10 protein-coding genes are annotated in these 12,686 nt (G+C 55.3%); 8 read left to right on the plus strand and 2 right to left on the minus strand.

The annotated features are described in order from the left end of the window. Positions 1 to 42: 42 nt before the first annotated feature. Positions 43 to 1,362, minus strand: a complete 1,320-nt coding sequence (locus tag WBY09_RS18785; RefSeq protein ID WP_286791913.1) for an aminotransferase class III-fold pyridoxal phosphate-dependent enzyme — start codon at positions 1,360 to 1,362, stop codon at positions 43 to 45. 196 nt (positions 1,363 to 1,558) lie between these two features. On the opposite strand from WBY09_RS18785, the gene WBY09_RS18790 reads away from it, so the two are divergent. From WBY09_RS18790 to WBY09_RS18805, 4 genes are all read left to right on the plus strand, one after another. Then, entirely contained in the window at positions 1,559 to 2,293 is a 735-nt protein-coding gene (locus WBY09_RS18790) for a TSUP family transporter (protein ID WP_197145453.1), read from the plus strand. A 36-nt stretch (positions 2,294 to 2,329) separates the two neighbouring features. Next, positions 2,330 to 3,088 (plus strand): SDR family oxidoreductase, encoded by a 759-nt coding sequence (locus WBY09_RS18795; RefSeq protein WP_197145452.1) that lies wholly within the window; start codon positions 2,330 to 2,332, stop codon positions 3,086 to 3,088. Between the two features lie 138 nt (positions 3,089 to 3,226). Continuing rightward, a complete protein-coding gene (locus WBY09_RS18800; RefSeq protein WP_336233573.1) occupies positions 3,227 to 4,660 on the plus strand; it encodes a sigma-54-dependent transcriptional regulator in 1,434 nt (477 codons plus the stop codon). Continuing rightward, a complete protein-coding gene (locus WBY09_RS18805; protein ID WP_336233574.1) occupies positions 4,657 to 6,672 on the plus strand; it encodes a sensor histidine kinase in 2,016 nt (671 codons plus the stop codon). The genes WBY09_RS18800 and WBY09_RS18805 overlap by 4 nt, the downstream gene beginning before the upstream one ends. A gap of 6 nt (positions 6,673 to 6,678) precedes the next feature. Here the strand turns inward: WBY09_RS18805 and WBY09_RS18810 are convergent, their stop codons facing one another. Continuing rightward, positions 6,679 to 7,257: a GNAT family N-acetyltransferase gene (locus WBY09_RS18810; protein WP_336233575.1), complete on the minus strand. Its 579-nt coding sequence runs from the start codon at positions 7,255 to 7,257 to the stop codon at positions 6,679 to 6,681. A 371-nt stretch (positions 7,258 to 7,628) separates the two neighbouring features. Here WBY09_RS18810 and WBY09_RS18815 point away from each other — a divergent pair, with 371 nt between their 5' ends. The 4 genes from WBY09_RS18815 to WBY09_RS18830 all read left to right on the plus strand — a co-directional run bounded on the left by WBY09_RS18815 (position 7,629) and on the right by WBY09_RS18830 (position 12,683). Then, positions 7,629 to 9,353 carry an OFA family MFS transporter gene (locus WBY09_RS18815; protein WP_051007672.1) on the plus strand — a complete coding sequence of 575 codons (1,725 nt, stop codon included), beginning with the start codon at positions 7,629 to 7,631 and terminating at the stop codon, positions 9,351 to 9,353. Positions 9,354 to 9,660: 307 nt separating this feature from the next. Next, a complete protein-coding gene (locus WBY09_RS18820) occupies positions 9,661 to 10,554 on the plus strand; it encodes a LysR family transcriptional regulator (RefSeq protein ID WP_336233576.1) in 894 nt (297 codons plus the stop codon). 111 nt (positions 10,555 to 10,665) lie between these two features. Further along, positions 10,666 to 11,130 (plus strand): formate dehydrogenase subunit gamma, encoded by a 465-nt coding sequence (locus WBY09_RS18825; RefSeq protein WP_064781958.1) that lies wholly within the window; start codon positions 10,666 to 10,668, stop codon positions 11,128 to 11,130. After that, positions 11,127 to 12,683, plus strand: a complete 1,557-nt coding sequence (locus tag WBY09_RS18830; protein ID WP_336233577.1) for a formate dehydrogenase beta subunit — start codon at positions 11,127 to 11,129, stop codon at positions 12,681 to 12,683. Before WBY09_RS18825 ends, WBY09_RS18830 begins: the two co-directional genes overlap by 4 nt. Positions 12,684 to 12,686 lie beyond the last annotated feature (3 nt).

Below are 12,686 nucleotides of genomic sequence, written 5' to 3' on the forward strand. Positions count from 1 at the left end.
CCCCACTCCCCCGAGATCGGCATCTGTGCCCGGCAAAGCAGATTAGATCGGCGAACCAAGTACCTTCTGCAGGATGGCTACCATATCGTCGATATCCTGTTCGGTGCTGACGAAGGCGGGCGCGAAAATGATCGCATCGCCGGTCGCCTTGACGTGCAGGCCTTCGTCAAACAGTGCACGCTGTGCCCAACTGCCTTTTGCACCCGGCGCATCACCGGGGGTCAGTTGGATACCCGACATCATGCCATAGCCGCGAAGATCGCTGACATGGGGCAGGTTGCGCAGGCCAAACACACCATCAAGGAAGTGCGAAGACAATTCGTTGGCACGTTCAAACAGTTTGTCCTTGGCATAGATATCAAGGGCTGCGATCCCGGCGGCACAGGCCACCGGATGGGCGGAATAGGTATAGCCATGGAAGAATTCCGGGCGGTCCGCATCGCCGGCGGCGTCAAAGACAGCCGCCTGAATTTCGGCACTGGTGGCAACGGCACTCATGGGAATAGCGCCGTTGGTCAGTGCCTTGGCCATGGTGATCAGGTCCGGCTTGACTGCGAATGCCTGGGAGGCGAAAGCAGAACCTGTTCGGCCAAAACCGGTAATCACTTCATCAAATACCAGCAGGATGCCGTATTTGTCGCAAATCGCGCGAAGCTTTTCGAGATAGCCTTTGGGCGGCACGATGGTGCCAATCGATCCGGCAATCGGTTCGACAAAGACCGCAGCAATCGTATCGCCGCCATAGGTCTTGCAGATTTCTTCAAGATCGTTGGCCAGATCGGCATCGGTTTCCGGCTGGCCGCGGGTGAATTTTTGTTCTTCGGTCCATGTGTGACGCATATGCACGACATCACAGGTAATCCCGGAAAAATCACGACGGTTATTGACCATGCCTGCAAGCGACGTACCGCCAAGGTTCACCCCGTGATAGCCCCATGCCCGCGATACAAAACGGGTGCGCTGCGCATTGCCGGTCGCACGGTGATAGGCGAGGCACATCTTCATTGCGGTATCAACCGCCTCGGAACCTGATCCGGCAAAGAACACACGATCAAGCCCGTCTGGCAGGATACCGGCCAGCTTTTCGGCAAATTCAAACGACACGGGGGCCGCGCGCTGGAAATGCGGTGAATAATCCAGCGTGCTCAGCTGTTTATAAACCGCATCGGCGATTTCCGGGCGTCCATGCCCGGCCGCACAGCAAAACAGACCCGACGAACCATCCAGAATTTCACGGCCTTCCGGGGTCCAGTATTTCACACCTTCTGCCTTGGCAAACATCTGCGGTTCTTCATGAAACAGACGGTTGTTGGTGAAAGGCATCCAATGGTTGGTCATGTTCGGCTTGACGGACACGTTCATGCTGGCTCCTGTCGGCAAGAGTGTGGGGCGGAAATATTATGCTGCTAGCTAAACCCGTCCCCTCGCATGGCGTTAGTGCCAGAACTCGATAATATTTGGGTCCAGATCGCTATGTGGCTCCATCAAAAGGGACGATGTGGCTCTATTGTCGACGCCATCAGTGGCGTAATTCAGGTCTGTAACAACGAGGAATTCCATGGAACTGATCTTGTCTGGTATGGTTGTCGCGGTTGCCGCCCTGTTTCGTGGCGTCACCGGATTTGGCTTTGCATTGCTGGCAGCACTTGGTCTTTCAAGCTTGCTGGCCCCGGCAACGGCAACGCCAATCATCCTGATCATTGATATTGTACTGACCGGCTTGATCCTGCGTGATTTTGATCGGGCCAAGGTCGACTGGCGGGCCTGTTCGATCCTGCTGAGTTTTGGACTTTTCGGGGCGGTGCTTGGCCCGTATGTCGCCTTTGCACTGGATGATCAGACCATCCGGATTGCCACCAACCTTGCAATTGCGGTGGCGGCACTGGTTGCCATGTTGCACCATCCGCCAAAATGGATGGGACATTTTGTTATCGGGGCACTGCTGGCCTGTTCGGTCGGTATTCTGATGTCGGGATTTGCCGTTGGCGGCCCGTTGGTTGCGGCCTGGCTTTTGGCCGGTGGCACGCAAGATGTCCGGGTGCGCAACACGCTTGCGATTTATTTCGGCGCGGTCGATGTGCTGGGATTTATCACCCGGGCGGCCGCGGGCATGTTGCCCGATGATTTCATCGCACTTGTCTTGCCGCTGCTGGTGATTGCCATGATCGCCTATTTCCCCGGCGAGATGATCTATCGGCGCATGTCGGCAACCACCTGGCGGCGTGTTTGTGCCATCAGCCTCGTTCTTATTGCCATTATCGGTTTCGCGCAGACCATCGCACTTGGTCTGTAAGACATTTACCATCTACTCACACCACCGGAGTTCCCCATGACCAAAACAGCACTCATTACCGGCGCAACTTCTGGCTTTGGCGCGGCAACGGCCCGGCGTTTTGTCAAGGAAGGCTGGAAAGTCATCGTAACCGGCAGGCGTGCCGAACGGCTTGACGCGCTTGTCGATGAACTCGGTGGGGCATCGGTTGCCCATGCACTTTGCTTTGATATTCAGGATGCTGATGCAACCCGGAACGCAATTAACAGCCTTCCGGCCGACTTCGCCGAGATCGATCTTCTGGTTAACAATGCCGGTTTGGCGCTTGGCACCGGTCCGGCACAGGAATGCAATCTGTCAGACTGGATGACGATGATTGATACCAATACCAAGGGGCTGGTCGCCATTACCCGTATCCTGCTTGATAAGCTGATCGAACGAAAAGGGGCGATTGTTAATCTGGCCTCCATCGCATCGAACTGGCCTTATCCGGGCGGGAATGTCTATGGCGCGACCAAGGCGTTCGTTCAGCAATTCTCACTGGGTATTCGCTGTGACCTTGCGGGGACGGGCGTTCGCGTCACCTCGATCGAGCCGGGCCTTTGTGAAAGCGAATTCACGCTGGTCCGTACTGGCGGCAACAAGGAAGCCTATGACAAGCTTTACAGCGGTGCCGACCCGATCCAGCCCGAAGACATTGCCGAAAGCATTTTCTGGGTGGCGAACTTGCCAGCACATGTGAATGTCAACTCGCTGGAAGTCATGCCGGTCAGCCAAAGCTGGTCGCCATTTGCCATTCATCGCAAGCAAGCTTGATCCCATATTTTGCACATCCGTTGGTGAAGGTAACTTCTGCGTTAGAATGAGCTAACCCTCACCAACGGTTTTGCTTTTCTCTTTCCGCTGAACTAAGCTTTTAAAAAAATAAAAAGCATGTTTCATCGGAGGGACATCATGAGATCGACCGTTCTGGGCGCGTCAGATGGGGCAGCGCCACCTGTCGGCAATGACGCAAACCATGGCGGGCCGGGGCCCGAATTTGGGCCGTGGCTTGAAAAGGCATCCATCCTGATCGTCGATGACGAACCGGGCATGCGCAATTTCCTTGTCCGTACCCTGGGGCCACGTGCCAAGCGCGTCGAAGAAGCCGCCGATTGCGAAGAAGCCACAGCCCTTCTTGACCAGCACCACTTTGATGTCGTCATCCTTGATAACATCATGCCCGGCAAAAGCGGGGTGGAATGGCTAACCGAACAGCGCGAAATCGGCTTCTTCTCTGACGCCATCCTGATGACGGCCTATGCCGATCTTGATACCGCGATCAAGGCGCTGCGTGCCGGTGCGGTCGACTTTGTCCTGAAGCCATTTCGCTCCAACCAGATTTTGAACGCGGTGGCGCGCTGTCTGGATCGGATGCGGTTGCGCCGTGAAAACCATGTGCTGCGCCACGAATTGCGCGCAACGTCCGATCATGTGTTGCTGCGCGACAAGCTGATTGGCTATTCGCCGCAAATTCAGGAAATCCGTGAAACCATCGCCCGCGTGGCACCCCTTCCGACATCCATTCTGATTTCCGGGGAAAGTGGCACGGGCAAGGAAGTCACCGCACGCTCGCTGCATGCGCTTTCTGACCGCGCCGAAAAGCCGTTCGTCCCGATTAACTGTGCCGCCATTCCGTCTGAGATGATCGAGGCGGAATTGTTTGGTCACGTCAAAGGGGCCTTTACCGGCGCGCAATCCGCACGTGACGGGCTTTTCATGCATGCGCAGGGCGGCACCCTGTTTCTTGACGAAGTTGGTGAATTGTCGCTGGCGACCCAAAGCAAGCTTTTGCGCGCAATCGAAAGTCGCCGTGTCCGCCCGGTGGGTTCTGAACGCGAAGCACCTGTTGATTTGCGTTTTATCTTTGCCACCAATGCCGATCTTGAGGCCGAAGTCGACGCCGGGCGTTTCCGCGCTGATCTGTTTTATCGCATCAATGTCATGCATATCGAAATGCCACCACTTTCGGCCCGCGGGGATGATGTCCTTGAGCTGGCTGAACTGTTCATGACCAAACTGTCCAAGCAGCTTGGCGTACGTGCCGTGCCAATGGATGCGGCTGTGCGTGCCGGGCTGACACGCTATGACTGGCCGGGCAATGTGCGTGAATTGCGCAACCTGATTGAACGGACACTTATTCTTGGCAAGTTCCCGGCGGAATTCCGCGATGAACTTGCCGATCAGGGATCGCAGGTCGACCGTGATGAAACGCTTGATGAGATGGAACGGCGTCACATTCTGGCGATGTTGCACAAGACCAATGGCAATCGCAACGAAGCCGCCAGACGGTTGGGGGTATCACGCAAGACCATCGATCGCAAATGCGCAAGCTGGGAACAGGAATGACCGACGCGTCATTGTCGGGCGCCACCAAGCCCCCCGCCAAAAGAACACGATCTGTTCGTTTCAAATTGCTGGCGATTGCGCTTTTGCCGACGCTTGTGATCCTGCCATTGTTGCTTGGCGTGATGATGGTGCGGTGGAATACCAAGTTCGATGCACTGTTAACATCAAAGGTCAGTGGTGATCTGACGATTGCCCATCAATACTTCACGCATATCCTTGAAAATACCGGCGAACAGATTCAGGCACTTGGCCAATCGGTTGCCTTTCGCGAAGTGCTTGCCAAGGGTGATGTTGCAGAGGTCGACCGCCTGCTTTCTGAACGTCAAAGCAAGCTTGGCCTTGATTTCCTCTATCTGTCACCCGCGCCGGGTGGCACAGGTTCCGACCAACCCGATGCCGACTGGCCGGTGATCGACAGTGCCTTGCGCGGGCAATCGATGACCAGCATCGATATTTTCAGCAACAGCGAGTTGGCGGCGATTTCGCCCGATCTGGCCGAACGCGCCCATCTGGATCTGATTGATACGCCCAATGCCGTGCCCTCGACACGCAATGCCGAAACGCGGGGCATGGTTGTACATTCGGCAAGTCATGTTGAATTGCCAAACGGGCAAAATGCCGCCTTGGTCGGGGGTATTTTGCTCAACCAGAATTTGGCTTTCATCGATACGATCAACGATCTTGTCTATCGCCAAAGCAGCCTGCCCGAAGGCAGTCAGGGAACGGCGACCCTTTTCCTTGATGATGTGCGGGTCAGCACCAATGTCCGCCTGTTCGCCGATCGTCGCGCCTTGGGCACGCGGGTATCAAGTGCGGTGCGCAAAACTGTCCTTGAAGACGGCCAAGTCTGGCTTGATCGCGCCTTTGTCGTCAATGACTGGTATATATCGGCGTATGAGCCGATCAAGGACAGCTATGGCAAACGGGTTGGCATGCTGTATGTCGGGTTTCTTGAAGCCCCGTTTGCCCAAACCAAATATGAAAGCCTGCTAATCCTGATCGGGGCGTTTTTGTTTGTCGCAGCCCTGTCGGTGCCGATCTTCCTGCGCTGGGCGCGGGGTATTTTCAAACCGCTGGAACGCATGGCCAATACCATTGGTCGGGTTGAAAACGGCGATCTGTCAGCCAGAACCAATATTGATCAGGTACAGGACGAGATTGCCCTTGTGGCCGACCATCTTGATGACCTTCTGGATCAGGTGCAGGAACGCGATAAACGTTTGCGCGCCTGGAACGATCAGCTGAACGAACGCGTCGATGCCCGCACCAGCGAACTGCGCGAAGCCAACCGTCAGCTCGAAGCCACCACAAGACAATTGATCATGTCAGAAAAGCTTGCGGCCATTGGGGAAATCACCGCCGGGGTGGCGCATGAAATCAACAATCCGGTGGCCGTGCTTCAGGGCAACCTGGATGTCCTTCGCGATTTGTTGGGCGAACATGCCAGATTGGGGGATACCGAATTCCGCCTTATTGATGAACAGGTCAATCGCATCAATCTGATCGTGACCAAACTTCTGCAATTCGCCAAGCCCGAAGAATATGCCGGATATGTCGAACGCCATAGCGTTGCCGAGGTGATTGACGATTGCATGCCGCTGGTCGCCCATCTGCTTAGCCGGGCCGATATCGACGTCGTGCGCGAACATCATTCAACCCGGCTGGTTCTGATGAACCGGACCGAGTTGCAACAGGTTCTGGTCAATCTGATGGTCAATGCCCTGCACGCCATGTCCGAGCGCGGGACGCTGACCCTGACCGATATTGATCAGGACCGCGATGGCGTCCCGGGTATTCTGATCACGGTGCGCGATACCGGATCGGGTATGGATGCTGAGGTCCTGAACCGTATCTTTGATCCGTTCTATACCACGAAACGGCGCGAAGGGACGGGGCTTGGCCTGTCGATTACCAAGACCCTGATTGATCGGCAGGGTGGCGGGCTTGAAGTGGAAAGCAAACTCGGAGAGGGCACCACATTCATGATCTGGCTGCCCGAAGCTGATGAGTAGCAGGTGTTATCGCAGCCATTCCTTTTTCAGAATGGCATACAAAAAAGTATTTTCGTATTTGGGTGTGCCGTCCGGGTTGTTAACAAACGAAATAAACTCATCAAAGCAAGCCTCTTTGCGCATGCCAAGTTTCTCGCACAGCTTCTGCGATTTAAAATTGTTGTCCTCGACATAGGCATAAAGCCTTCTTGCGTCGCGCTGTGTGAATAGATGCTCAAACAAGGCATGTGCGCTTTCACTGGCATATCCCTTGCCTTCAACCTTTTCGTTGAAGTTCCAGCCGACGGAATAGGTGTCGGCTTGTTCGGGGCCATCGTGATGAAGCAACAGTTCACCAATTAAGGCTCCTGTTTCTTTCAGGCAGACCGCAAGACACGTCTTATCGTTTGCACGTTTCCGGGCCTTTGCCTTCGCCTGTGCCAGCGTTGTGACTTTGTCATCCATAAAGCAGTTTACGCGCGGGTTGGAAATGTACTCGAACAGTTCTGCGGCATCAGCTTCAACAAAGGGTCTGATGATCAATCTGTCTGTGATGATGTCGCTCATATGCGTCCTTCGCGGGTAAGCGGATGGTAACAGGCTCATCGCCCTTTCTTACTAAAGCGGTACGCGCAATGAAAAGGGTTATCGAAGCGTGATTTTTCAATCCCCCACAATCCTGTCCAAACCCGGAACGCGCGTTGGGGCATCGCATTGAAATTGCTGCGGTTGCGAGTGGACATTTTGTCCATTTGCACGTTATGCGTGAAAAAAGATATGGACATTTTGTCCATGCGTGTGCGCTGCAGCAGTCCATTTCAGTTTGGAAGAATGACAGAAAACGGCGCTTGTTATGCAATGGCATGGCGATTGCGATGTTGAGAGTTCCGGATTTAACCGTGTTTGCCCTGCACCATGACCAATTGTGCGACGGGGAAGGGCAAGGAAAATCCAAAGACCGGGAGGACAACATCGCTATGTTTGACAAGCTCAAAAAAGAACACATCGTCGCTGGTGACGATTTCAATCGCTGGAAAGTGCCACCAGCATCCATTGCTATTCATTTGTGTATTGGCTCCGTCTATGCCTGGAGCATCTTCAACCCGCCACTGATCAAGGAATTTGGCGTGGTCAGTGCTAGCTCCGGTGACTGGGGCCTGCAATCCGTTGTCTGGATTTTCTCTGTTGCCATCGTCTTCCTTGGCCTTGCGGCGGCATTTGGCGGCAAGTGGCTTGAAGAGGTCGGCCCGCGTATGGTCGGCGTCGTTGCCGCCTTTTGTTGGGGTGGTGGTTTTATCATCGGTGGCCTTGGCATCATGACCCACCAGCTTTGGCTGGTGTATCTCGGCTATGGCGCGCTTGGCGGCTGTGGTCTTGGTCTTGGCTATGTTTCGCCGGTATCAACGCTTATTCGATGGTTCCCCGACCGCCGTGGTATGGCGACCGGCATGGCGATCATGGGCTTTGGCGGCGGTGCGATGATCGCAACCCCGATCAAGGAAGGCCTGCTGTCGGCGTTCTATAAGGTGCCGGAATATCTCGGCCCGGAAAGTGCCGTAAACCTTGTGACCGAGGGCGGCAAACGTATGGCCGAAGTCGGAGGCCAGATGGTTGAAGTCGTGGTTGCTGGTGCCGCACAGGTTGCCTCGGCCCCTGTGCCCATCGAAGAGGGCGTTTATGTTGTCGGAACCGGTAACACCGGTGCGGCTGCGACCTTCTTTACGCTTGGTGTTGCCTATTTCATCGTGATGGTTATTGCGGCCTTTTCCTATCGCGTGCCGCGCGAAGGCTGGCTTCCGGCTGGCTGGACGCCGCCGACCGCCGATGCCGCGTCCAAACGCATGATCACGCATGCCAACGTTCACATTGATCAGGCGCTTAAAACCCCGCAATTCTATCTGCTGTGGATTGTGCTGTGCTTTAACGTGACAGCGGGCATCGGGGTGATTGGTGTTGCCAAAACCATGATGACGGAAATCTTTGGCACGACCTTGCCACTGGTTGTGAACTCTGCCTTTGCGGCGACCTATGTGTTCATGATTTCGGTCTTTAACATGTGCGGTCGTTTCTTCTGGGCGTCGATGTCTGATTATATCGGGCGCAAGAACACCTATTACTGCTTCTTTATTCTTGGTATCGCGCTTTATCTGTCGATCCCGTTTGCCGCAGAACAGGTCAGCATCAATCCGGCTGTGACATGGCTTGTCATGTTCTATGCCGCAACCATGATCATCTTCACGATGTATGGCGGTGGCTTTGCAACCATTCCGGCCTATCTTGCCGATATCTTTGGCACCAAATACGTCGGTGGCATCCATGGTCGTCTTCTGACCGCATGGAGCACAGCCGGTGTTCTTGGTCCGCTTGCCATCACCCAGTTGCGTCAGGCCTCGGTCACAAGTTCGATCAAGGATCTGGCCTCAAAGGTCGACCCGGCTGCCTTCCAGGAAAAGTTCGGTGCCGGTATTGCCCAGCTTGATCAATTGGTTGCGGCCAAAACAGTGACCATCGGGCGTCTGATGGAAATCGCACCCGCGGGGACGGTTGATCCGACCTCAAGCCTCTATAACACCACCATGTATGCCATGGCGGCTTTGCTTGCGATTGCGCTGGTTGCCAACAAACTGGTCAGCCCGATCCATGAAAAGCATCACATGGAAACGCAGCAAGCTGGCGGAAGCGAGGCTCCGTCCAAGGCCTAACCTGACCAGGGGCGCTGGCCAACATACCCATGGCCAGCGCCCGTTTTGCCGGTGCCACTTTCCAGCAAAACCGGGCATGAGTGGGACATCATGCCAAAGCGTCAGGGGCAGATCCGGGCTCTGTTCATCCGGCCCGGATCTGCGTTCTGTTGCAGGAATAACCTTTATGCCCGAAGGGGTAATCGGTTATCCTGCAACCAGAACACTTCCCCGCGACGTAGAGTGTTCAGTCAATAATAACGCGACCCGAAAACAGGATCGCGATCACCGCCATAAAAAGCATCCGCCTTGCGATGCCGGATACGCCATGATTGATAAACTCGAAATGTTTATGGTTCTCGCCCGCGAGCAGCATTTTGGCCATGCTGCCGAACATTGCGGCGTGACCCAGCCAACCCTTTCAAGCGCCTTGCGCCAGCTTGAAGATCATCTTGGCGTCGTGCTGGTCAAACGGGGGTCGCGCTATCAGGGGCTGACACCCGAAGGCGAACGGGTTCTGGAATGGGCGCGCCATATCGTCGGCAGTACCCGTTCCATGCGCGATGAAATGCGCGCCATGCGCTTTGGCCTGACCGGGCAGGTACAGATTGCCGTCATTCCGACGGCCCTTGCGATGGTCCATGAACTGACCACACCGTTTCGCGAAAAGCACCCCGATGTCAGCTTTGCCATCCTGTCGCGGACCTCGGTCGAAATTCAGGCATTGCTTGATGATCTTCGCATTGATGCCGGGATTACCTATCTTGATAACGAACCCTTGGGGCGTGTCGCCGCCATTCCGCTGTATCGCGAACGCTATCATCTGGTGACGTCCAACATGGATGATCTGGCCGGGCGAGATACAATCACTTGGCACGAGGCCGCCAAATTGCCGCTTTGTCTTTTGACGCCTGATATGCAGAACCGCCGCATCATTGATCAGCATCTTGATGCCGTCGGGGCAAAGGTCAGTGCGACGCTTGAAAGCGATTCCATGATTGCGCTGTTTACCCATGTGCAAACCGGCAACTGGGCCAGCATCATGCCGGAAAAAATGGTCGAAAGTTTCGGGATGCGCGACCGGGTCAAATCAATCCCGATCATTGAACCGGATGCGACCCACACGGTTGGCCTGATCGCGGCAAAACGCGAACCTGCGACCCCTGTGGTTTCGGCACTTTTGAAAGAAGCCGCCCGAATATCGGAGCTGCAAACCGCTTGATAGGTTTTCGCTATCGCGTAACGGGATGGCTTTATTGAACAGGTCGGGACAATGCCCGACAATGTTCATAATAAACAAGAATTTGATAACATGCTTGAGAGAGAGGCTTGCATGTCGGAAACGACCGAGGACCAGAATGTCCGCGTCGCTGCCATTTGTGATCAGTTGATCACTTTGGAAGGACCGTTATTGCCAATTCTGCACGAGGTGCAGGAAGAATTTGGCTATATCCCCGATGGCGCGCTTCAGACAATTGCTAAGAAGCTGAACCTCAGCCGGGCGGAAGTCCACGGGGTGGCAAGCTTCTATCATGACTTCCGCGAAGAAAAGGCCGGCAAGCATGTCATCAAGATCTGCCGGGCCGAAGCCTGTCAGGCGATGGGGGCTGATGCCCTTGGTGATCAGATCCGTCGTCATTTGAAAGTCGACTGGTCTCAAACCACCGCCGATCGCAAGATCACGCTGGAACCGGTTTTTTGCCTTGGTCTCTGTGCCTGTGCGCCAGCCGCAATGATTGATGGCAAGGTTGTTGGTCGCGTCAGTGCGGATCGCATTCTTCAAAAGGTGGGGTCATGAGCATCAAGGTTTACGTTCCACTTGATTCCGGTTCTGTTGCACTGGGGGCCGATGACGTTGCAGCCGCGATTGCCGCCAAGGCATCGAAGGCCGGTTCGGATGTCAAGATCGTGCGCAACGGCTCGTTTGGCATGTATTGGCTGGAACCCATGGTCGAGGTCGAAACCCCGCGCGGGCGTGTCGCCTATGGCCCGGTCAGCACCGATGATATCGACGCATTGTTTGAGGCCGACTTCCTGACTGGCGGCCCACACAAGCTGTATCTCGGCCGCACCCAGGAAATCCCGTTCCTCAAAAGCCAGTCGCGCCTGACGTTCCAGCGCTGCGGCATTGTTGATCCGGTATCGCTTGACGATTACCGCGCCAATGATGGCCTTACGGGGCTTGAAAACGCACTTAAGATGACAGACGAACAAATCGTCAAGGCCGTCACAGATAGCGGCCTGCGCGGGCGCGGTGGTGCCGGTTTCCCGACGGGCATCAAATGGAATACCGTCCGCGAAGCGCCAGCCGATCAAAAATACATCGTCTGTAATGCCGACGAAGGCGACAGCGGGACCTTTGCCGATCGCATGATCATGGAAGGCGAACCGTTTGTTCTGATCGAAGGCATGATCATTGCCGGTCTCGCCACTGGCGCGACCAAGGGCTATGTCTATACCCGTTCGGAATACCCGACCGCGATTGACGTCATGAACGAGGCTATCAATGTCGCCCGTGCCGCCGGTGTTCTGGGCGATAACGTCCTTGGATCTGGCAAGGCGTTCGATATGGAAGTCCGCATGGGTGCGGGCGCCTATGTCTGTGGCGAAGAAACATCGCTTCTTAACAGCATGGAAGGCAAGCGCGGTGTTGTCCGTGCCAAGCCACCATTGCCCGCCCTTGAAGGCTTCCTTGGTCGACCAACTGTCGTCAATAACGTGATTTCGCTGTGCTCTGTGCCGGTCATTCTGGAAAAGGGTGCGGAATATTATCGCGATTATGGCATGGGCCGGTCGCGCGGCACCATCCCGATCCAGATTGCCGGAAACGTCAAACATGGCGGGCTTTATGAAGTCGGCTTTGGTCTGAGCCTTGGTGAAATTGTCGAACAAATTGGCGGTGGGACGGCCACAGGGCGTCCGGTCAAGGCGGTTCAGGTCGGTGGTCCTTTGGGGGCCTATTTCCCCAAGGAACTGTTTGATACGCCGTTTGACTACGAAGAATTCGCCAAGCGTGATGGCCTGATCGGCCATGCCGGTGTTGTCGTGTTTGATGACACGGTCGACATGATGAAGCAGGCCCGCTTTGCCATGGAATTCTGTGCGATTGAATCGTGCGGCAAATGTACGCCGTGCCGTATTGGCTCTGTACGCGGGACCGAAGTGGTCGACAAGCTTGAACGCGGTGAGGAGCCTGAATTGCAGATCGAGCTGCTGCGTGATCTGTGTGAGACCATGAAGTTCGGATCGCTGTGCGCACTGGGCGGCTTTACCCCGTATCCGGTCCTCAGTGCACTGACTCATTTCCCTGATGACTTCAAGCCACGCGCGCTTGATATAGCTGCGGAGTGAAAC

It is taken from the genome of Thalassospira sp. CH_XMU1458 (assembly GCF_037027205.1).
GTDB lineage: Bacteria > Pseudomonadota > Alphaproteobacteria > Rhodospirillales > Thalassospiraceae > Thalassospira > Thalassospira tepidiphila.